The sequence below is a fragment of the Streptomyces sp. NPDC012825 genome (genome assembly GCF_042900925.1).
Lineage (GTDB): Bacteria > Actinomycetota > Actinomycetes > Streptomycetales > Streptomycetaceae > Streptomyces.
Genome location: NZ_JBIBBZ010000004.1, coordinates 112,401 through 133,295 on the forward strand (window position 1 = coordinate 112,401; position 20,895 = coordinate 133,295).

15 protein-coding genes and 4 pseudogenes are annotated in these 20,895 nt (G+C 70.4%); 6 read left to right on the forward strand and 13 right to left on the reverse strand.

Annotated features, from left to right (window positions below):
- The 9 genes from ACFY7E_RS12100 to ACFY7E_RS12140 all read right to left on the reverse strand — a co-directional run bounded on the left by ACFY7E_RS12100 (nt 1) and on the right by ACFY7E_RS12140 (nt 8,445).
- Nucleotides 1-846, reverse strand: a complete 846-nt coding sequence (locus tag ACFY7E_RS12100) for an alpha/beta fold hydrolase (protein WP_389483597.1) — start codon at nt 844-846, stop codon at nt 1-3.
- Between the two features lie 164 nt (nt 847-1,010).
- The gene (locus ACFY7E_RS12105) at nt 1,011-1,583 is read right to left on the reverse strand and encodes a Dps family protein (RefSeq protein WP_389483600.1); all 573 of its coding nucleotides are present in this window, start codon (nt 1,581-1,583) and stop codon (nt 1,011-1,013) included.
- Nucleotides 1,580-2,122 (reverse strand): DoxX family protein, encoded by a 543-nt coding sequence (locus ACFY7E_RS12110; protein ID WP_389483602.1) that lies wholly within the window; start codon nt 2,120-2,122, stop codon nt 1,580-1,582. The genes ACFY7E_RS12105 and ACFY7E_RS12110 overlap by 4 nt, the downstream gene beginning before the upstream one ends.
- 37 nt (nt 2,123-2,159) lie before the next feature.
- A complete protein-coding gene (locus ACFY7E_RS12115) occupies nt 2,160-2,822 on the reverse strand; it encodes a hydrolase (RefSeq protein ID WP_389483605.1) in 663 nt (220 codons plus the stop codon).
- Nucleotides 2,823-3,103: 281 nt separating this feature from the next.
- Nucleotides 3,104-5,002, reverse strand: a complete 1,899-nt coding sequence (locus ACFY7E_RS12120) for an amidohydrolase (protein ID WP_389483607.1) — start codon at nt 5,000-5,002, stop codon at nt 3,104-3,106.
- A gap of 51 nt (nt 5,003-5,053) precedes the next feature.
- Nucleotides 5,054-5,464, reverse strand: a complete 411-nt coding sequence (locus ACFY7E_RS12125; protein WP_389483609.1) for an SsgA family sporulation/cell division regulator — start codon at nt 5,462-5,464, stop codon at nt 5,054-5,056.
- 82 nt (nt 5,465-5,546) lie between these two features.
- Nucleotides 5,547-6,254, reverse strand: a complete 708-nt coding sequence (locus ACFY7E_RS12130) for a GPR1/FUN34/YaaH family transporter (protein WP_389483612.1) — start codon at nt 6,252-6,254, stop codon at nt 5,547-5,549.
- Nucleotides 6,255-6,339: 85 nt separating this feature from the next.
- Nucleotides 6,340-7,308: an alpha/beta hydrolase gene (locus ACFY7E_RS12135; protein ID WP_389483615.1), complete on the reverse strand. Its 969-nt coding sequence runs from the start codon at nt 7,306-7,308 to the stop codon at nt 6,340-6,342.
- Nucleotides 7,309-7,476: 168 nt separating this feature from the next.
- Nucleotides 7,477-8,445, reverse strand: coding sequence for an alpha/beta hydrolase (locus ACFY7E_RS12140; protein ID WP_389483616.1), 969 nt, complete (start codon nt 8,443-8,445; stop codon nt 7,477-7,479).
- 421 nt (nt 8,446-8,866) lie between these two features.
- On the opposite strand from ACFY7E_RS12140, the gene ACFY7E_RS12145 reads away from it, so the two are divergent.
- Entirely contained in the window at nt 8,867-9,880 is a 1,014-nt protein-coding gene (locus ACFY7E_RS12145; protein ID WP_389483619.1) for a helix-turn-helix domain-containing protein, read from the forward strand.
- On the forward strand, nt 9,852-10,898 hold the full coding sequence (locus ACFY7E_RS12150) for a helix-turn-helix transcriptional regulator (RefSeq protein WP_389483622.1): 1,047 nt from the start codon (nt 9,852-9,854) through the stop codon (nt 10,896-10,898). Before ACFY7E_RS12145 ends, ACFY7E_RS12150 begins: the two co-directional genes overlap by 29 nt.
- Nucleotides 10,899-10,980: 82 nt before the next feature.
- Here the strand turns inward: ACFY7E_RS12150 and ACFY7E_RS12155 are convergent, their stop codons facing one another.
- Both ACFY7E_RS12155 and ACFY7E_RS12160 read right to left on the reverse strand, forming a co-directional pair.
- The gene (locus ACFY7E_RS12155; protein WP_389484203.1) at nt 10,981-13,722 is read right to left on the reverse strand and encodes an ATP-binding protein; all 2,742 of its coding nucleotides are present in this window, start codon (nt 13,720-13,722) and stop codon (nt 10,981-10,983) included.
- Nucleotides 13,723-13,788: 66 nt separating this feature from the next.
- On the reverse strand, nt 13,789-14,193 hold the full coding sequence (locus tag ACFY7E_RS12160) for a helix-turn-helix transcriptional regulator (protein WP_389483624.1): 405 nt from the start codon (nt 14,191-14,193) through the stop codon (nt 13,789-13,791).
- A gap of 896 nt (nt 14,194-15,089) precedes the next feature.
- Between ACFY7E_RS12160 and ACFY7E_RS12165 the strand changes: the two genes are divergently transcribed.
- Entirely contained in the window at nt 15,090-16,067 is a 978-nt protein-coding gene (locus ACFY7E_RS12165) for a helix-turn-helix domain-containing protein (protein WP_389483627.1), read from the forward strand.
- Nucleotides 16,068-16,838: 771 nt separating this feature from the next.
- Here the strand turns inward: ACFY7E_RS12165 and ACFY7E_RS12170 are convergent.
- Nucleotides 16,839-17,655: pseudogene (locus ACFY7E_RS12170) on the reverse strand (IS5 family transposase).
- A 268-nt stretch (nt 17,656-17,923) separates the two neighbouring features.
- Here ACFY7E_RS12170 and ACFY7E_RS12175 point away from each other — a divergent pair.
- Together ACFY7E_RS12175 and ACFY7E_RS12180 are read left to right on the forward strand one after the other, a co-directional pair.
- Nucleotides 17,924-18,395: pseudogene (locus tag ACFY7E_RS12175) on the forward strand (winged helix-turn-helix domain-containing protein); the annotation flags it as partial.
- Nucleotides 18,396-18,630: 235 nt separating this feature from the next.
- Nucleotides 18,631-19,128: a hypothetical protein gene (locus tag ACFY7E_RS12180; protein ID WP_389483629.1), complete on the forward strand. Its 498-nt coding sequence runs from the start codon at nt 18,631-18,633 to the stop codon at nt 19,126-19,128.
- Nucleotides 19,129-19,423: 295 nt separating this feature from the next.
- On the opposite strand, the pseudogene ACFY7E_RS12185 reads toward ACFY7E_RS12180, so the two are convergent.
- A pseudogene (locus ACFY7E_RS12185) lies at nt 19,424-20,268 on the reverse strand (IS5 family transposase).
- Nucleotides 20,269-20,309: 41 nt separating this feature from the next.
- Between ACFY7E_RS12185 and ACFY7E_RS12190 the strand changes: the two are divergent.
- Nucleotides 20,310-20,834, forward strand: a pseudogene (locus ACFY7E_RS12190) (transposase); the annotation flags it as partial.
- Nucleotides 20,835-20,895: the final 61 nt, after the last annotated feature.

Here is a 20,895-nt window from a genome sequence, read left to right on the forward strand (position 1 = left end):
TCAGTGCCGGACGGCGTCTGAGGCGGCGCGGATCAGCGAGGCCACGGAGCCGGGGGCACTGTGGAGGGGAAGGTGCGAGCTGCGGACCTCGACGGTGCGCGAGCCCGCGCGTCGGGCTTGGAAGCGCTGGAGCTCCGGCGGTATGCCACGGTCCTGGGTGGAGACCAGGACCCAGGAGGGCAGGTCGTGCCACGCCGCCGCCGTCACCCGGTCTCCGAAGGCGGTGGCGGTCAGGGGACGCTGGACGGCGGCGAGGGTGCGCGCGGTGCGGCGCGGGACGTCCTGGGCGAAGACCCGGTGGAACTCCTCGGTCCTGATGTACAGGTCGAGGCCGGGGGTGCCGTCGGGTGCGGGGGAAGGCACCTGTGCCAGTGCCGGTGCGAGCTGTGAGCCGGGGAAGCGGGCCGACAGCTCGCCGAGCACTTCGCCGGCATCGGGCATGAACGCGGCGATGTAGACGAGCGCCTTGACGCCCGGCGCGTTCGCGGCCGCCTCGGTGATCACGGCTCCGCCGTAGGAGTGGCCGGCCAGCACCACGGGGCCTTCCACGGTTGCCAGGACGGCGGCGATGTGCGCGGCGTCGTGGCGCAGTCCGCGCAGAGGATTCGCGGGGGCGATCACCTTGTGACCGCGGTCCTGGAGCCGTTCGATGACGGGAGACCAGCTGGACCCGTCGGCGAACGCGCCGTGGACCAGGACGATCGTGGGCTGTTCGGACGGGATGTGACCGGAAGCGGGAGTCAGCCGCTCGGCCGCGGTGGCGGCGGGCGCGAGCGCGATCGTCGAGGCTGCCGCGGCGCCGGCCGTGAGGGCCGTGCGCCGGGATACGGATGGGTGGAGGGTCATGCGTGGGGACTCCCTCTGCGTGTGTGCGATTCGGTCGGGCTGAAGCCGGTTCCGTGCCGGGGCCGGTCCGTACACGGCCGGGCGAGGTGGGGGTGTGCGGGTCTTCGCGTGTGTGCGCCGGAGGGCGGCGTGGCCGGCCTTGCGGCCCCCGGGACACCGCGTCCTCAGACGCGGGTCAGGGGGGTGTCGACCAAGTGCTCGGCGAGGAACCAGACTTGGGTCTCGCCGCCGCGGACGACCTCGGACACGATGAGGTCCTCACTGCCGGCGTCGCCGAGTTCGGCGACGCCCCGTGCGGCGTCCCGTGCGTCGAGGAGGATCGTCTCGTGCGCCTGCAGAAGCCGCGACAGCATGGCGGGAACCTCCTCCACGCCGTCGGGAGGGCGAGGCACGCGCGTCAGCTCCGCCGCGTGCCGGGGATCTCCCACCGCGACGCCCCCGAGGGTCTGGACGCGTTCGGCGAGGAGGTCGACGATCGTCAGCTGCTGCTCCGCGTGCCGGTCGAGCAGCAGGTGCAGCTGGTGGAAGGTGGGGCCCCGCATCAGCCAGTGGTGCTTCTTGTACAGGGCGTAGAGCATCTGCGTGTCGGCCAGGAGCTGGTTGAGCCGGCGGCAGGAGTACGTCCTGGTCTCGTGCGTGAGGCCGAGGGGCAGGTGGTTCACGCTGTCGAAGGCCTGGATCTCCGGCCCGCGCCGGTGCGGCAGCGGCCGGGTGTCGACGGCGGGTGGAGCTGTCACGGTTCACTCCGGATGTCCGAGGGGCGGGTGGCGGCCCCCGCGCCGGCCTTCGCCGGCACGGGGCGGTGCAGCAGGGCGCGGACCGCGAGTCCGCTGCCCACCCCGCCGACCGTGGTGGCCAGGAGCCACCAGGCCGGCCAGGGCGTCAGGCGCAGGACCGCGTCCACGGACCAGCGGCCGGGGCCGGTGAGTACGAGCGCGGAGGGGACGGCCATGAGGAAGAGGGGGTACTCGTAGCCGTCGTTCTGCACCCACAGTCCGTGCGGCAGCTTCACGGTCAGGGCCACGGTCATCACGCCGACGACGCCCGCGGCCGCCAGGGGGGTGAGGGCGCCGGCGGCGAGCAGCAGGCCCGCTCCGATCTGGGTGCCTCCCGCGGCGAGGGCCGTCAGGACCCCGCCGCGGAAGCCGTCCCCCCGGAACTCCGCCGTGCCGCCGGCCAGTCCTCTGCCGCCGAGCCGGAAACTCACCTTCTGCACGCCGTGCCCGGCGACGAGCAGCCCGGTGAGGAGCCGCAGGATCAGCAGACCGGTGTCCATCGTGGTGCTCCTGGGTTCGGGTGCGTGGGACGGCGGATCAGCCGGCGGCGTGGGGGTCGATCATGGACTGGGCGTAGACGACGCCCATGCCGTAGGCGCCACCGTGCTCCTTCACCACGTCCAGGGTCTGGGCGTAGGTCTCACCGCGGGCCCAGTCGCGCTGGAGCTCCAGGAGCACCTGCAGCCAGGTGACGGGTACGGCGCCCGCGGCGGTCATGCGCTGCATCGCGTGCTCGTGGGCTTCCGGCGTGACACCGGCGGAGGCGTCGGCGACGACGTAGACCTCGTAGCCCTGGGAAAGGGCGGAGAGCGCGGGAAGGACCAGGCACACCTCGGTCCACAGACCGGACAGGATGATCTTGCTGCGACCGGTGGCCTTGACGGCGTCGACCAGAGCGGGGTCCTCCCAGGCGTTCATCGTGGTGCGGTCCACCACCTCGTGCTTCGGGAAGACGTCGCGCAGCTGCGGCAGGAGCGGCCCGGAGAACGACTCGGCGGCCACGGTGGAGAGCACGACGGGGACGTCGAAGACGGTGGCGGCCTTGGCCAGGCCGACGGTCGCGTTGATCACTCCGGCCCGGTCCGAGCTGGCCGCGCCGAAGAACATCTGCGGCTGGTGGTCCACGAAGAGCATCATCGCGTTTTCGGGCGTCAGCAGGTCGGGGCCGGGGGCGGCCTGGACGGTGTCGAAGTCGACCATGACGGGTCCTTTCACGGAAGGAGGGGAAAGAGAGGGAGGAGAAGGCGAACGAAGAGCAGCGCCGTGGAAGACGGTCCCGTCTTCGCGGACAACTGCCGTTCTCCGTAGGCTTGTTCGTCTCCGACATTACGTACGCCGCAACGGCCCCGGTTGGCTGTGGGTGGCCAGGACTGTTCCCACGCTGCACGGGTGGCGCCGCCTCGGACCGCCCGCGCCGAAGACCCCTGGCCCGACGGGGATCCATCGGGACAGGGGCCTTCGGCGGCGTCGGCGGCGGGGCGTCAGAGGACGTAGCAGGGATCGAACACCCGCGGGCCGCTCTCCGGGGTGAAGCCACGGGCGATCCGCCACTGGCGGTGTTGCTCCGAGGCCGCGACCGCCTCGGCCAGCCGATCGGCCTGACGCGCCCCGGTCAAGCTCGGGGGCATGGTGACCTGGTAGCCGCCGAAGTGGGCCACGGGGCTCCAGGAGGGGCTCAGCGGCGGAACCGCCTCATCCAGGCCCTCGTATTCCCCGGCCGCGTAGACGAGCCGGCCGCCCACGACGGTGAGGACCGACTCGATGTGGGGGATGTCGTCGTGATGGACGGAGAAGTAGTCCCGGGACAGGATCGCGAAGTCGGCGAAGCAGCCGGCCCGCAGGGCGCCCTTCGCCTCGCTCTCGCCCGTGATCCGGGCGCCCCCCGCTGTGTACATCTCCAGCGCCTTCTCCCGTGACACCAGCCGGTCCGGCGGATACAGGCAGAGGTCGCCCACGGTCCGTCCGGTGACGAGCCAGTGGAGAGCCACCCACGGGTTGTACGACGAGACCCGGGTGGCGTCCGTGCCCGCCGCCACCGGCAGGCCGGCCTCCAGCATCTCCGTCACGGGCGGGGTCCGTTCGGCCGCTTCGGCGCCGTACCGCTCGACGAACGCCCGGCCCTGGAAGGACATGCGGTTCTGCACGCCGACCGACCCCCCGAGCGCCGCGATCCGTTCCAGGCTCCTCGGCGACACCGTCTCGGCGTGGTCGAAGAGCCACCGGTTGCCCGCAGGGAAGAGGCCCTCGGCGGCCAGCCTCTCGAAGACGGCGAGGTCGCGGCGGATCGTCTCGTCGTAGGTCGCGTGCAGCCGGAAGCCCCAGCCGTTCTCCATGAGCAGGCGGACGGCCTTCTCGAACTCGGCCTCGTACCCGGCGGCGAGTTCCGGGCGCGGCTCGGAGAAGTTCTCGAAGTCCGCGGCTGCCCACGTCAGGTTCTCCCCGGCACCGTTGAGGCGGAGCCACTCGTCGCCTTCGTCGGGACGTACGGTCTCGATCCATCGGCGCAGGTCGTCCAGTTCCTGCCCGGCGGTCTGAGGGAAGAGGTGGTAGGCGATCCGCAGGGTCAGCTCCCCGTCCCGGGCCAGCTCGGTCACGGTCCGGTAGTTGTCCGGGAAGTTCTGGAAGCCGCCGGCCGCGTCCACGGCGGAGGTGAGCCCGAACCGGTTGAGCTCCCGCAAGAAGTGCCGGGTGGACGTCTTCTTCTGCTCCTCGTCCAGCGCGGGCGCCGCGGCCAGGGTCGAGTAGAGGATCAGCGCGCTGGGCGCGGCGAGCAGGACGCCGGTCGGCTCGCCGTCCCGCCCCCGTACGATCTGCCCGCCCCGGGGGTCGGGGGTGTCACGGGTGAAACCGGCGGCACGCACGGCAGCCCGGTTCAGCAGGGCGGACTGGTAAAGGTGCAGGACGAAGACCGGGGTGTCGGGGGCGGCGGCGGTCAGCTCCGCCACCGTCGGCATCCGCCGTTCGGCGAACTGGTCGGGCGTCCAGCCGCCGACCACCCGTATCCACTGGCCCTTCGGAGTGCGGCCGGCCTGTTCCCGCAGCATGGCCAGGGCCTGGCGGAGCGAGGGGACGCCCTCCCAGCGCAGCTCCAGCACGTAGTTGAGGCCGCCTCGGATCACATGCAGGTGCGAGTCGTTCAGGCCGGGGATGATCCTGCGCCCCAGGGCGTCGACCACGCGTGTCCGCGGCCCGACGTGCCGGGCCACGTCGGCCTCGTCGCCGATGGCGGTGATCCTCCCGGCACGCACCGCGAGGGCCGTCGCGGCCGGATGTTCCGGGTCGCCCGTATGGATTCTGGCGTTGCGGACGACGAGTTCGGCGGCGTCGCCGTCCTTGAGTCCCGGAAAGGGGGTGACACCGCTGACCGGCATCGTGGTCATGTCCTGGTCCTCGCTTTCGTCAGGGATGAGAGGGGAAGGGCCGAGGGCCGCTCACGGGCACCGCAGGATGTCGTCCAGCGTCCGGTCGAGTTCGGTCCGGACCCGGGCCGAGACCTGCGGGGGCCAGGACTCGGTGCGGGCCAGGAAGGAGCGCAGGGCCGCGGTGCGGAATCGCACGAGGCACCGGCCGTGACCGGAGCACAGTTCGACGTCGGTCTCGTACGGGGCCCCCGGTCGTACCCGGACGTCGCCGAGACCGACGGGTGCGGTGACGCCCTCGGACAGAAGCGACCTGGCGAAGACCCAGGTGGCGGCCGACTGCCCGGGACCGTCGACCGGGGCGAAGTCGAGCCGGACGGCCAAGGGGTCGTCGGGCCGGTGCCGGATGTGCACGACCAGCCGGCCGCCGGAGTGGTCCGGTGCCGACACCTCGGCCGTGACGACGTGCTCGATGGGCTGCACGGACACTCCTCGGTAAGGAATTCTGCGGGGTACGGCGCCCGTCTCATGGGCCGGGACCGACGAGGTGGCCCGACGCTGGGGCTCAAAGGGTTCGGCGGACCCCGGCCGCGCGTTCGACGTCGCGCAGCTGAACGGAGAGATCGCCTTCGACGGCGTGGTGGGCGGGGCCGCTGCGGCCGATCGGCAGGACCTGGTGGCCCCGCATGTCCTCCAGCATGAGCGCGAACGCCGCGTACACGGCGACGACGGCCAGCACGAGACCGAGCACGCCGGATACGGTCCCTGCCCAGGCGACGCCGGAGAGGTTGGCGACGCCCGCCGCGGCGAACCGGGGCACTGCCACGCACAACACGAGCCACAAGGCGCGCTTGGCCTTCGCGACACTCGCCATGAGACCGGCGAAGACGGTGAAGGCGAGGTAGAGGACGCCCAGTACGTCCGCGCCCTCCGGCGGCTCGAAGGCCAGGACGAGGAAGGTGGCCAGCCAGGTGCCGGAGAAGCAGGCCATCAGGGTCGCCGCGACCACGTCTCTGGCACCGAAGGCGAGCAACCCCACCACCAGCTGGAGGACGAAGGCCGGAAGGACGGTGAAGCCGACCGCCCGGTGCGCGGTCCCGTCGAAGACACCGAGCTGGAAGCAGCCGACGATGACGGAGGCGATGGCCACGGCGTAGAAGCCGAGCGGCATCGGGGAGGCGATGGGGCGGAGGTTGATCCGGGTCATGCTCCGGAGATCGGGTTCGTGACGCCGCCCGCCGGTGACGGGCGGGACGCTGTCTGGAGTGCTCATGAGGCTGCCTGCTCGCTCGAAGGGGAATCGGACGGACGCGCGCCCGGGGAAGGACGCGGACGTCCCTCCCCCGACGAACGACCGCTCAGCTCCTCGCGAGGGCGAGTCGCAGCGTCTCCACGGCCAGCGCGACGGCCGACTTCGCCGCCCGGGTCTCCCGCAGCGCGTCGAGCATCACGAAGTCGTGGATGATGCCCTGGTAGCGCACGGCGGTCACCGGCACGCCGGCGGCACGCAGCTTGTTCGCGTACGCCTCGCCCTCGTCGCGCAGGACGTCCGCCTCGGCGGTGACGACCAGGGCGGGCGGCAGCCCGGTGAGCTGCTCGGTGGTGGCGCGCAGCGGGGAGGCCGTGATCTCGGCGCGCTGCCGCTCGTCGAGGGTGTACTGGTCCCAGAACCACTGCATGCCGTCGCGCCGCAGGAAATACCCCTCGGCGAACTGGTGGTAGGAGGCGGTGTCGAACGACGCGTCGGTCACGGGGTAGAACAGGACCTGCTGGAGCAGCGGGACGCCGCCCCGCTCCTTGGCCATCAGCGTCAGCGCGGCACTCATGTTGCCGCCGACCGAGTCGCCGGCGACCGCGATGCGGGTGCCGTCCAGGCCCTTCACCGCGCCATCGGTCACGATCCAGCGGGCGACGGCCCAGTTCTGCTCCACGGCCACCGGGTAACGGTGCTCCGGGGACAGGTCGTACTCCGGGAAGACGACTGCCGCGCCCGCTCCGACGGCCAGCTCCCGCACGAGCCGGTCATGGGTGTGCGCGTTGCCGAACACCCAGCCCGCGCCATGGACGTAGAGGATGACCGGCAAGTCGCCCCCGGAACCGGCCGGGCGCACGATCCTGGCGCGGACCGAGCCGCCCGCCGGCACGTCGACGGTGATCCACTCCTCGTCGACGTCCGGCTTCTCCACGGGCCCGGACTGGACCTCGTCGACGGCCTTGCGGCCCTCGGCGGGAGGGATCTGGAAGAGGAACGGCGGCTGGGCGGTGGCCTCGGCGAAGGCGGCGGCAGCCGGCTCCAGCACAGGGGTGACAGGGGGAAACACGGTCATGACGGGACCCGTTCGGTGAAGGAGGAATGCGTCGAGTCGCACCGTCGCGGGACGGCACGCCGTGACGTTATGTCCGTCCCACCGTCAGGGGCCGGCGTGCCGTGCACAGCCCTTGCCCGAGGGCGCACATCCCCGATCGCTGCTCGCGGTCCCCGACCGTGAGGCCTCTCAGCGCACCGCGTGGAGGACGGTGTGGAGGACGTCCACCGTCTGGATCCGGGCGGCCCGCGCCGCGTCGCTCTCCCTCAGAACGTCGAAGAGGATGAAGGCGTGGATCGTCCCGTGGTACCGGAGGGAGACCACCGAGACGCCGGCCGTCCTCAGCTTGGCCGCGTACGCCTCGCCCTCGTCGCGCACGATGTCGGCCTCGGCGGTGATGACCAGCGCGGGAGGCAGACACCGCAGCTCGTCCCTCGTGGCCTGCAGGGGGGAGGCGGTGATCTCCGTGCGCCGGGCGGCGTCGGACACGTAGGCGCTCCAGTAGCTGTGCATGGCGGTGCTGCTCAGGAAGTAGCCCTGCGCGAAGCTCCGATACGACGGGGTGCTGCCGGACGCGTCGGTCACGGGGCACACCAGCACCTGGTACACGAGGTTCACCCCTCCCCGCTCCTTGGCGATGAGGGTGAGCGCGGCGGCGAGATTGGCACCCGTGGAGACTCCGACCACCGCGATGCGGCACCCGTCGAGCTGCCAGTCGCCACCGTGCTCGGTGATCCAGCGTGCCACGGTGTAGCTCTGCTCGACGGCCGCCGGGTACCGGGCGGCCGGGGGCCTGTCGTACTCCGGGACGACGACAGCCGCGTCCGAGCCCAGTACGAGGTCCTCCAACAGCCTCTGGTGCGTGGTGGCGCTGGTGTTGCTCCATCCGATGCCGTGCAGATAGAGGACGACGGGCAGCGGTCCGTCGCTTCCGGTCGGACGCAGGATCCGCACCCGGATCCGGTCACCGTCGCACCCGGGGAGGGCCAGCCACTCCTCCTCGATGTCCGCGGCGCGGTCCGCCACTCCGCTCAGCGCGGCGGGCACATCCCCCGCCACCGGATCCGTACCGCCGTTCGTCTCCAGGCACGCGTGCTCCTCGACGAAGGCCCGGGCCAACGGTTCGAGAACGGGTGGCGGACCGGCGACATGTTCCACGACAGACTCCTGAGCCAGGGCACGTCCCCAGGGGACGGCCCTACGTTGGTGAGATCCGGAGCAGCCCACGCCAGGCCGCCCACCCGGGCTCCAGCCCCCACCCTAGGCGCCGACATCGGCCCCGTGCCCCGTGCGCATGAACAGAACATGCCTCTGCGCGCACACCTGTTGTCCCGGAGGGATCCAGGTGGGAGCCCCACCGCACCGAGCGCGTCAGATGACCTACGTCGACTCCCCTGCTCCCCGACAACATGCGACGAGGAGACGTGGCCCGTCACGTCGTCCAAGGCGACAACGCGCCCGGTCCCCGGGCGAGGCGAGACGAGGAGCCCGCATGGGGCAGACCTTTCCACACACAGGGATGGGGGCGGACGGACCGGCCCCTCGGACGGAGGACGATCGCGCACGGCCGTGGGAGGAGGTGTTCGCCCCTCTCGTCGCCCCCGTCCGGATCCTGGTCGGAGCACCTCCCGCCCGGCTCCCGGCAGCCGTTCCCCTCCACCTCGGCTACCTGTCCCTGCTGGAGGTCGAGGCCGGGCCGATGAGGGTGCAGCGGACCCCCCGTCTGATCTCCACGGGCCCCAGCGAGAGAGTCGCCGTCATCGTGCAGCAGTCAGGCACCGCGATCCTCACCCAAGACGGACGGAGCACCACGGTGGAGCCGGGGAACGCGGCCTTCGTCGATCCACGCAGACCCTTCTCGCTCGAGCAGCGCGAGGATTTCCGCATGGTGCTGCTCTCGCTGCCCGATCCGGTCCTGGGCCTTCCCGTCAGCCGTCTGCGGCAGCTCACCGCAGTCACGATCCGGCGTGAGGAACAGCATGCCTCTCTGGGCATACCGTTCCTGGAAGGACTGGCACGCGTCGCCCGGCAGATGCCCCCCGGCGCCCGCGACAGACTGGCCGGCTGCGCGGTCGAGTGGGTCGTCCTCCTCGGAGACGCGGCACTGGGGGAGGCCTCGGACGTGGCGGGGACACGGGACGGCGCCCGGGCACGTCTGCTCCAGGAGGTCCGTACGTACATCGACCGGCACCTGGGCGACGCGGACCTGGCACCGGAGCGGATCGCCGATGCCCATCACATCTCGGTGCGCTACCTGCACCGCCTCTTCGAAGGCGAGGGGACGACCGTCGGACGGCTCATCCAGCGACGCCGCATCGAGGAGTGCGGAAAGGAACTCGCGCGCAGGGAACGCGCCAGCCCGACGATCTCCGTCGTGGCACGACGCTGGGGTTTCCAGGACGCCACCCACTTCAGCCGCGCCTTCAAACAGGTACTCGGTGTGTCGCCCCGCCGGTGGAGGCTTTCCCTCCTCTCGGGGGCGGGCTCTGCCGGGCGTTCGACGCACGCCCTCACCGGCGAGTCGGATGACCTACGTCAGGACCGCGGTCGGGGAGGAGAGTCACGTGGAGCGCCGCCACGTCGCGCTCCCTGACAGCGAGGTCCAGAACGTGCAGACCGGCTTCTCTCCCGACGAGGACCAGGAAAGCCTCCCGGAACACGGCCATGAGCCGGCGGAAACCCGCCGGCAGGGCACCGAGGACCCCTTCCCCCACGTGCGGCTCGACATCGTCCGCGGCGTCCGGCCGGACGGCACACCGGCGCCGCCGCACGGCGGTCCCGGTCTCGACGAGCTCATCCTCTGCACCCCGCGCAGTGGCTCCTTGCTCCTCGCTTCGGAACCGCACCGCAGGCTCGACACCGGTCGCCTGTTCCTGGCCGCCTCCCACCGGCACCTCACGACGCTGTCGGCCCAGGAATGCGAACTGGTCGTGCTCCGCGTCTCCCGCAAACTCGTGCCGTGCGGCGACGACGCCCTCGCCGGAACGGTCGGACGCACCCATGACGCCACGACCGGCACAGCCGCGCTGCTGCGTCCCCTGCTTCTCGCCCTGGCCGTCCAGGACGCCATCTCGGCCGGAACGGGCAGACAGAGCGACGGCTCGGCGACGCGGTGGGGAAACCTACTGGCGGACCTGACCGGATGCCTCGTCGAAGAGATCGCGGAGCGAACGTCCGGACCTCACCGAGTGCCGTCCGACGGGCACGGGCCGGTCGAGGAGATACGGCGCTGGACGAACGCCAGGCTCGTGGAGCCCGACCTGTGCCCGAGCACCGTGGCGGCAGCGCATTTCATGTCCGTACGCCGTCTCCACAAGCTGTTCGAGCAGCAGAACGGCACCCTCAGCCGGTGGGTGCAACACCGCCGTCTGGAGGAGTGCCGGCGGGAACTGGGCCGAAGCGACGGGAGACAGGTGCTGGTGAGCTCCATCGCACAGCGCTGGGGCTTCGCCACGGCCGCCCACTTCAGCAGGACGTTCCGGTCCGCGTACGGGATGTCGCCGCGCGCGTGGAGGGAGACGCGCGGACACACGGGCTTCGTCAACGCGGCGTCGCCGTCGGGATCGCGACCGGCGGGCGAAGCGGATGGCACCCTTCCGAAGGGTGCCTGACCAGCTTGTCCGTGCTCCCGGTCCCTTCGCGGTCACCGCCGCGCTCTTGGACAGAGGGAAGGACTCCGCCCAAGAGCTCGCTTCAGTCCTCGGCCAAGGCCTGTGCGATCGCGGCCCGTGAGGCCACGCCGAGTTTGGGGAAGATCTTGTACAGGTGTGCCGCCACGGTGCGAGGAGACAGCCTCAGCGCCTGGCCGATCTCCTTGTTGGTCAGCCCCTTCGCGACCAGTTGGGCGATACGCCGCTCCTGTCCCGTCAGCGTGCCCCCCTCCCCGGTCGGATCCGCAGCGGTCAGTTCCTCCTCGCACCGTTCCACCCACGGCCCGGCACCCAGCCGTCCGAATTCGGCGTGGGCGAGACGGATCAGATCGCGTGCCTCGGCCCGTCGTCGTCGGCGCAGCCAGGAACCGTGCTCCAGCCGCAGCCGGGCCAACGCGAACGTCCACCCGTCCGCTCCAGGAACCTCGTACGCGGCACGGTAGCGGGCATCCGCGTCCTCATCGGGTGCCACCACCGCGGCGGCTGCCGCGAGGAGGAAGGCGTGATGGCCGGAGAGCGCCTCCATCCGCGCGGCTCGTCCCGCCTCGACGTGCGCCGTGGCCTCGGCCCGGCGGCCCGTGTGCACCGCCGCCACCACGAGGTCGAAGAAGGGCAGGTGGAACCAGGGCAGGTCCCGCGGTAGTTCACCGGGCCGCATGAGCCGCTCGATCAGCAGGTACGCCTCCTCGTACCGGCCGTGTGCCAGGGCCGCGAGCCCCCTGAGGTGCAGGAGATGGTCGGTGACGAATCGCAGGCCCGCGTCTTCGGCCACCGGCCCGATGAGCGCCTCCGCCTCCCGCAACCCGTCCTCGTCGCCCCGGCCGGCCAGGAAGTGGGCGTGGTAGTGCCGGAACAGCAGGGCGTTGCAGTGATAGCCCAGCAGCTCGGCTGTCTCCGCCTCGCGCAGGCATGCCTCGGCACTGTCCCACCGCCCACGGAGGTAGTCCTGGTAGAACCTGGCCTTCGCGATCGACCCCTGAGTGGCGTAGGCGTGCTGACCGGTGAAGCGCCGCCAGAGCCTCTCGTCGGCCATGTCGACGGCCGAGGCGGTCCAGAGCAGCAGCCACGCGGCCGACGCCTCCCTCCGGCTGCTCATCTCCTCGACCAGCCGGTTCAGCGCCTGAACCACCCCGTGAGCGGTACGGGCCGGATCGGACCAGGCGGCACGGCTCAGCCGTGCCAGCGGCGACACTCGGTCCGCATGTTCCTCCAGACCACGCCACCCCCGGGCATCGCCGGTGTAGACGCTGGCGAGCAGAAGCTTGAAGTAGATCTGTTCCGTCAGCCCCTCGAAGGCCTCGCCCCCGACCGCCGCGAGCTCGTCCAGGGCCTGGGGCAGCAGGATGAAGGAGGAGCCGAAATCGACGCGGTGGCTCTGGTCGACGTACACCACCGCGTAGGCGAAGAGCGGGCCGAGGCCGGCCGGGATCGGCCGCCGCTTGAGCTCCTCCACCAGCGCCGCGGTATGGGAGAGGCGTCCCCCTCGTGCTGCCAGGACGGCCGCCCACATCAACCGCCGGGTGTACGAATCGAGATCGGGGCTCAGGGCCGCCGCACGGTCCATGAGCACCGCGCCCTCGGCGTCACCGCCGCGGACGGCGATCCGCCGTGCCGCACTCTCCAGCCTGCCGGCGAGCGGGGCATCCGGCAGGACCGCCGCCAGTGCCTCGTGGGCCAGTCGCCGAGGATCGTCCTCCGCGAGGCCACCGGCGAGGATCCGACGGGCCGCTCTCTGTTGCCCGGGGGAGGAGAAGGAGAGCACCGCACTGCGTACCAGGGGGTGACGGAAGACCAGCGCTCCCGCCGCGTCCATGCGTGCCAGCCCGCTCGCCTCGATGGCGGACACCACCGCTCCGGCGCTCACCCCGAAGCGGCCGGCCATCCAGTTCTCCACATCCCGGGTGGTCGCACGACCACCGAGGGCAGCCAGGAGCAGCACGTGAACGGCTTCCTCGGAGAGCGACTGGACGCGGTCGCGGAAGAGGCCCTCCAACCTGTGGGCGGGCGTCTCCGCCACAGGGAGGACGAAGGGACCGGAACCGAGACCGGGATGCCCGGTCACCGGAAGTTCCAGCAGCGCCAAGGGGTTGCCCGCGGCCTCGGCCAGTACGGAACCGACCACGGCCGCGGGCAGGCCGGGCCTGCGGCGCCGCAGGAGGGCCTCGGCGTCCGCCGACGTGAGAGCGCCGACGCGGATCTCCACCGCGCCCCATTGCGTGCCGGCATCCTCCTCGCGCGCCGCACCGACGATGACGACGGGCAGCTCGCTCACCCTGCGATGCAGAAAGGCGAAGACCGCCGCACTTGACTCGTCCATCCAGTGCATGTCGTCCAGCACGACCAGCAGAGGCCGTTCCCGTGCCACCTCGACCAGCAGGTTCACGACCGACGCGCCGAGGAAGTCCCCGCCCGGTGCCGGTCCCTCCCGGACCCCCAGTGCGCACTCGAGAGCCGCCTGCTGCTGCACCGGAAGGGCCGTCGCGTTCCGGAACAGGGACCAGAACACCTGGTGGAAGGCGCCGAAGGCCAGCTCGGACTCACCCACGGAGCCCGCCGCCTCCACGACGAGCAGACCGCGTCGTCCACCCGTTTCCTTGGCCCAGGACAGCAGGGCCGTCTTGCCGATGCCCGGTTCCCCCCGCAGCACGAGCGCGGAGCCTCCTCGCCCTGCGAGAACGGTGTCCAGGGCGTCCGTCAGAAGCCCTGTCTCCCTTTCCCTGCCCAGGAGGGCGTCACCGTCCGAGCCGGACGCACCGCCCCCCGGTACACCGCCGCCCCTCACCACACCACCGCCCAAGCCGAGCCCCCACTCCCCACACCCACGAATCCGCGACGCGCCTGACCGGGCGTATCACCCGTCCCCTTTCCGCCCTTCCACCAGCAAGGAGGCGGGCGGCTCCCGGGGTTCAAGAGAGCGGGAGGCACGCCACTGCCTCGGTGTCACGCCGTACGCGGCTTTGAAACGCCGTGAGAAGTGGCTCGGGGTCGAGAAGCCCCAGGCACGCGCGACGCGTTCGACGGCACCGCTCCCCAGGGCCCCGGCACCCGGGTCCGTGCTGAGTACGTCGGCGTCGGCGTGAAGCCTCAGCAGATGGGCGCGCACCATGTCGTACATGGGTGTGGAGGGAAGCCGTTCCGCCCCGCGCCGCACGACGTCCGGCGGAAGGCCGAGAACGTCGTAGGTCAGCTGCAGGGCGTACGCGGCTCCCGATCCGGACCGGGCGAACCCGTGCGGAATGGTCATGTCGTTGAGCATCAGCGCGCCGGGGCGCACCAAACCCTGTCGGCCGGACTGTCCGAACCCGCCCGTCCCCGCGGCCTGGAGGCGCCGGCGAGACCATGGGAAGCCCTTCCACCATCAGGCAACGGCTGTGACGGGCCACCCGCCGGCCCGTCGGCCTGCTGGTGAACAGCATGAGGGAGCCGAACTGCCACCGGGACATACGGGCCTGTACCCGCCGGGCGTCGTCCTCAAGGGTGACCAGGGAAGGCATCCAGGAGCTGAGCAAGGCCTCGCGGAAGACCTCGACACGCAGATCCTCCTCGGCGTGCTCGTTCGTGTCCAGCAGATCCACTCCGCACGCCTCCCCTGTCGTGCGTCCGGTGGAGGTTCCCCGTGCACCGGGCACGCACACTGTGCATAGTCCTTACGCGTCCATCAAGCGGCCATCGGGCGGGCCGTTCGCCCGGCACGCGGTCGAGGAGCAGCGCCGTCTCGACGTCACCGACGCACGGGACGGCCGAGAAACGTCCGCAGGGATCCGGGCCACGCGATTCTCGCCCGTTGGCACCGGGCCGCTGTCCCCCGCACTGAGGACGTCGTGCCGACTCCGCCGCGCACCTCGTCCCCCGACCGGTCGCCCCTCCCCGGCCAATCGGCGTCCAGCACGCCCAGGGGCAGCGCCATCACCACGCCGGTCGTCAGGAGTCCACCCTCCGCAGGCATGCCCTTCCCCCTCCGTCGGTTCGCGGAATGCGCGGGCCACGTCCCTGCCCGCAGGATAGGTCGCCTTCGGGGCCTACGGAGCGGAGCGGCCTGTCCCGACCGTGCACAACCCTTGCTCGGGCATGACGAATCGTCGGACCCGCTCGTGCCCGCCGTGCTCCCGCGCGTAGTCTGCCCGCCGGAGCAGTACGGAGAAGAGGACGGGCATGACCACGACGACCTGGGCGACTTCGGGCGTGCCACTCGCAGACCGGGCGGACGCACTCCGTCAGACGATCAGGGAACACGTCGTCCCGGTCGAGATCGACCTGCCCCGCCGTCCCGAGCAGGTCTTCGCCGACGTGGCCATCGCGGAGATGGGGTCCCTCCAGGTGACCTCCGTCCAGGCCAACCCGGCCACCGTGCACCGCACTCCGAGACTGGCCAGGGCAGACGACGAGCCCGCGCTCTTCATCAGCCTGCAGGTATCCGGTGAGAGCACCGTCGTCCAGGGCGGCAGGTCAGCCGTCCTGAGACCCGGAGAGATAGCCCTCTACGACACCCGGCATCCGTACACGCTCCTGTTCGACCACGGCGTGGATCTCCATTTCTTCCGGGTTCCCGTGCGCGACATCGCCCTGCCCGACAGGGCGATCGACCAGGCGGTCGCCCGCACTCTGGGCAGCCACGGCACCGTGTCGGGACTCACCGCCGGATATCTGTCGCAGCTGGCCGCGAGCCCTCAGCTGCACGACGGCGCCGCGAGACACCTCCTCGCGGCGCCCACCATGGAGCTGATCCGCGCGTCGATCGCGGCGGAGGCGGACCGGGCCGACCTGGCGACGGGACCGCTCCACGAAACGCTGGGAGTGCGCATCCTCGACCACATGCGAACCCGTCTCGCCGACCCCGACCTGACCCCCGCCTCCGTGGCGGGCGCGCACCACATCTCCGTGCGCTACCTGTACGCCATTCTGGCCCGCCATGACGTCGTCTTCGGCGAGTGGGTCCGCACCCACCGCCTGGACGCCTGCCGCCGCGAACTGTCCCGCGTCCCGCCCAGCGCCGACACCATCGCCGCGCTGGCATACCGCTGGGGCTTCAAGTCGGCTTCGCACTTCAGCCGCGCGTTCAAGGCCGCGTACGGCGTCTCCCCCCAGACCTGGCGGGAGATGCGCCCCTCCATGCGGCCGGACGTCCGTTAGCGAATGCGCACCGGAGGGGTGATCACGTCGCACGGCCGGACCGCCACGTCCGCCGCAAGTCATGGCAGCCCGCCCGTCTGCCTTTTCTCGTTCCCGCCCGGGCTCCTCGGCGTTACTGTCACTGCCCGGGAAATCCGCCCGGCCAAGAGGGCGGCCGCGTCCGGACCATCACCCTCGTCGGCGTCATCGGTCCGCTGACCACGCTGAGGTCGAGCGCCAGGCATCACGGGACTCGTACATCGGTCACCCCGGCCCTGCCTTGCGATGACAATCGCCTTGGCGGCCGGCTACCCGGCATCGAACCCTCGCGCCAGGAGCCCGCTGACGGCCGGGCCGGCCCCGTCGTCCGGGGCGTACTGCATGCCACTCTCCCAGGGCGGCCCACCGTGACGGAGTTCTTGCGTTGCCTCTCTCCTCCATGGGCCCGAGGCATGGTGAAAATCGGACACGCCGCTTCCTCGCCACGGGCGGGTTCGTCGCAGATCAGGCATCGGTCGCGCAGGGACCAGCAGGACGGGCACGAGGTCCATGGGCGCGACGACGAGGGTCACGAGGGTGATGCCGTGCCAGACAGGCCGGTGGTGCACGAGTGATCGGGCGGCCCTGCGGGATTGCCTGAGCGGGCGTCGGTGAGAGCGTGAAAGACCAGGTCGGAGGACGTATCGGCTGATCGGAGCGATGTTCCTCACAAACATCGTTCGGCGCATGCCGGTGTACAGTCGGGACCGCCCTTGACCTGCACAAAGCAGGCAGGGAGCCGTCTTAGAGGTCCTAACAAAGGCGTTGGACGTGTCGGTGGGTGATGAGGCAGGTGGCGAGGCCGAGGAAGGCTTCGTGGATGTCGTCGCGTCGTTCCCAGCGGACGCGCAGACGCCGGAAGCCGTGAAGCCAGACGATGGTCCGCTCGACGACCCACCGATGCACTCCGAGGCCCGAACCGTGCGGGACACCGCGCCGGGCGATCACCGGTTTGACGCCCCGGGCCCGGAGGAGGCGGCGGTACTTGTCGTGGTCGTAGCCCCGGTCGGTCAGCAGCATGTCCGGCCGTCGTCTCGGCCGGCCGATCAGGCCGGCGACAGCCGGGACCTTCGCGAGCAGGGGTATCAGATGGGTGACGTCGTTGCGGTTTCCGCCGGTCGGCGACACGGCGAGCGGGATGCCCTGTCCGTCGACGAGGACGTGGTGCTTGCTGGCCGACCGTGCTCGGTCGACCGGGCTGGGCCCGCTTTCGGGCCCCGTCGAACGGCCCTGACGTGGCTGGAGTCGATCACCGCCCGAGACCAGTCGAGCTGCTTGGCGGACCTCAGCTTCTTGAGCAGGACCAGGTGCAGCTGGTTCCACACGCCGGCCTCGTTCCAGGCGGCAAGCCGTCGCCAGCACGTCATGCCGGAGCCGAAACCGAGCTCCTGGGGCAGGTCTCCCACTGGATGCCGGTGTGGAGCACGAACAGGATCCCGCACAGAGCCTGCCGGTCGGGCACCCGCGGCCGCCCCGACACCAGCTTCGGTCCCGGCACAGGCAACAACGGCTCGATCAGCGAACACAGTTCGTCCGAGACGATCCACGGTCGGGAGTTCCTCTTCGCCACGAACGGACCAACGAGCAACCGAACCGACAGTCACATGATCAAAAATTTCTGTTAGGACCTCTTGTCAAGACTCTTTCGTTCTCGGCTCGCCAAGATGACTTGAGCACCTCCGACCTGCGGTGATGTTCTGTATCTTCACTCTTGGAACCCCAGGACGAAAGAGGCTCATTGTTCCGAAACGCTTTGGGTTCAGGCTCGTTGACCGTCCGTGAGTGATCCGGTGGGGGACACGCGGGCCCGGTCGCCGGACGCGCAGGAGGCTGTGCGGTTGCTGGCGGTGTCCGCGCCGCTGGAAGGCCGGGAACGGGCAGAGATCGCTGCGCTGTTCAAGGTGTCGGTCAGGGCCGTGTACAACTGGTGGGCGAGGTGGCAGGCCGGTGGCCGGGACGCACTGCTGTCCCGCCCGCAAGGCCGCCGCGTGGGCGAGCACCAGGTCCTGTCCGAGGCCGAGCAGGCCGCCGTCCGGCAGGCCGTCCTCGACCGCATCCCCTCCGACCCGGGGCTTCCGGGTCAGCTGTGGACGCGGGGGCAGATAGGCCGGCTGATCTTCAAGCTGTACCGGGTCCGCTTCACCGAGCCCGAGGGGGCAAGTATCTCAAGCGCTGGAGGCCGGCCTTCCAGCGTCCGGACGAACGGGCGGTCGGGCAGGACGCGGAAGCGGTCCGCGTATGGCACGAGGAGACATGGCCGGCGATCCGGGCAGGGTGAAGGCGGAGAACAGCGGGGTTCTCTTCGGCGACTAGGCAGTTTCGTTTGGATCAGTTGCCGGTGGTCCGGAAGGTATGCGCCTTATGCCGCGTGGCGCTAAGGGTTCAAGGACTCCGCCGACGAATGGCTCAGGGTAGGCGGGGAAGGGTTATGCGCCGGCTAGATCCAGTTGCTCCCAATGGGTTGACGTGGGATCGGATGGCTTAACGCTGACCAGGGTGGGAAGGCCCGGGGTGCTTTTGATCACGATCACAGAGGAGGGCACCCATGGGGCGGCTTCGCACGAAAGACTTCCTGATCCACACCGGACCTGAGAAGTGGACTGAGACCACGGTCCGCATCGACGGCAATCGCCTGGTCGTCAACGAGCCGATCCCAGAGGTGTGGGCCAAGGACTCCAACGGCAACATCCGAAAGGACTACAAGGGCGACAAGATCAAGGGAGACCCGATCTCGGAGATTCTGCCCGCCGCCTGGGTCAAGGTCGTCGACGGCTGGGAGAAGGACGGCAACTGGGGCGGCTACCTCCAGGTCACCTCCGAGTGCGACAAGGGCAAGTGGATCGATTCAAGCGCCGGCTGGGTCGTAACGGTCTCCAGCAAGGCCGACCCCGTCACGTTCATCGACAAGGGCGACTACTACGAGATCTGGCAGCACAACAAGCCGGACAGCAGCCGCCCCCTGACGATCGTCAACGGAAACAGGCTGCGGTTCGTGGAAGATGCAGAGCCAGCGCGCTTCAACGTCTTCGACTCCACTCACTGATTCGCGTGATGGTGTGTTCAGTCGCCCGATCGCTGTGCCTGCATTGGCCTGGCACAGGCGCTTGAGGGAGCCGCGCGGTCCGGCGTCCGCCTGTGCTGGTTGTGCCGTGCCGCCCAGGAGCTGGAACCTCTCCTGAGAGGCTTCGCCAGCACGCGACCTGGGGAACGATCAGCCGCGCAGGGAGCTCGTGAAGCAGTTCCTCGCAGAATGAATACACCCTGGCGGCGGCTCTCCACGAGCGCCGCCGCCAGGTTCAACTCCAGCCCGCCTCGGGGCACCGGTACTCGCTGAGGGATCACCGGGCGGACCAGAGGAAGATGCCCGCGATGTGGAGTCCGGCCAGGTAGATGGTGGCGGTCTTCTCGTAGCGGGTGGCGAGACCGCGCCACTGCTTCAAGCGGTTGATGCACCGTTCGACGGTGTTGCGCTGCTTGTAGGTCTCGCGATCGAAGGCCGGTGGTCTGCCGCCGAGGCTGCCTCGACGTAGCCGGTGTCCGCGCTGGTCGGCGGGGACGGGAATCACCGCCCGGATACCGCGTTTTCACAGGTGCTCGCGGATCGCTCGAGAGGAGTACGCCTTGTCGGCCAGGACCACATCCGGTCTGGTCCGGGGCCGTCCTCGCCGACGGGGAACACGCAGGCGGGCCATGACTTCGGTGAAGGCGGGTGCATCACCGGCTTGTCCGGCGGTGAGGTGGAAGGCCAGTGGCCTGCAGCGGTCGTCTGCGGCGAGGTGGATCTTCGTGGTCAGGCCGCCGCGGGAACGGCCGATGGCATGGTCGTCCGGTTCGCCGGCCGGGGCCCCCTTTTGCGGGCCCCGGCCGCGTGCTGGTGGGCCCGCACGATCGTGGAATCGACCGACACTGCCCAGTTGAGATCCTTGTCCGCGTCGGCTTGGGCCACCAGGGCGGTGAAGACCCGCTCCCACGTGCCATCGACGGCCCACATCCGCAGCCGGTTGTAGACACCTCGCCAGTTGCCGTATTTCTCCGGCAGGTGAACCCACTGCGTACCCGTCTGAAACTTGTAGGCGATCGCGTCGATCACCTCACGATGGTCCCGCCAACGGCCACCCCGCTTGGGCGTCCGGTCCGGAAGCAACGGTTCGATCCGCTCCCACTGCGCATCAGTCAACGGCACATCCGAACCAACGACCAACTGATCTAAACGAAACCGCCTAGGTCGGCATCCGCTCGGACTGGGTCACCGGACGAATCTGGGGCGTCAGAGGCACGACTCCCGTCGTCCGTCGGACCGGGAACCGGTTCTCCGTGAACGCGGTGTCCGCGATCAGCACGCGTGGCCGGATGCACTTCACGGTCTTCACCGGGTCGTTTCATGCGACGGTCATGTGCCGCTTCCCAGCCCGGCTCGTCGGGCACTTCGACCGGAAGATCCACCCGATCGTCAACCGGTACTCGGCCCACTGTTCGAAGACCGTTTGGGCCTGGCTTGCCGGCCGCCAGGACGAGATCGAGCTGCACTTCCTGCCCTCGTACTCACCCGAGCCGAACCCGGACGAGCTGGTCAACGCCGACCTCAAACGCAGCCTGCCTCACACCCACCGGGCCGGGAACCAGGCCGAACCCGCCGCCGAAACGCGCAGGTTCTTCCACAGGCGCCAGCGTCAGCCGCACATCGTCAGCGGCTACTTCGGCGGCCCGCACGTCCGCTACGTCCTGGACGAGAACCCCGTGAGTTTCTGATCCATAGGGCTACCGCGGGTTTGCAGAGATTGGAGCGTACCTGTGCTCAGCGTCCAGGCGA

Excerpts from the sequence above, each read along its gene's own strand:
- ACFY7E_RS12100 (WP_389483597.1), bottom strand. The coding sequence starts at position 846 with ATGACCCTCCACCCATCCGTATCCCGGCGCACGGCCCTCACGGCCGGC.
- ACFY7E_RS12110 (WP_389483602.1), bottom strand. The coding sequence starts at position 2,122 with ATGGACACCGGTCTGCTGATCCTGCGGCTCCTCACCGGGCTGCTCGTC.
- ACFY7E_RS12115 (WP_389483605.1), bottom strand. The coding sequence starts at position 2,822 with ATGGTCGACTTCGACACCGTCCAGGCCGCCCCCGGCCCCGACCTGCTG.
- ACFY7E_RS12120 (WP_389483607.1), bottom strand. The coding sequence starts at position 5,002 with ATGACCACGATGCCGGTCAGCGGTGTCACCCCCTTTCCGGGACTCAAG.
- ACFY7E_RS12130 (WP_389483612.1), bottom strand. The coding sequence starts at position 6,254 with ATGAGCACTCCAGACAGCGTCCCGCCCGTCACCGGCGGGCGGCGTCAC.
- ACFY7E_RS12135 (WP_389483615.1), bottom strand. The coding sequence starts at position 7,308 with ATGACCGTGTTTCCCCCTGTCACCCCTGTGCTGGAGCCGGCTGCCGCC.
- ACFY7E_RS12160 (WP_389483624.1), bottom strand. The coding sequence starts at position 14,193 with ATGCTCAACGACATGACCATTCCGCACGGGTTCGCCCGGTCCGGATCG.
- ACFY7E_RS12165 (WP_389483627.1), top strand. The coding sequence starts at position 15,090 with ATGACCACGACGACCTGGGCGACTTCGGGCGTGCCACTCGCAGACCGG.
- ACFY7E_RS12180 (WP_389483629.1), top strand. The coding sequence starts at position 18,631 with ATGGGGCGGCTTCGCACGAAAGACTTCCTGATCCACACCGGACCTGAG.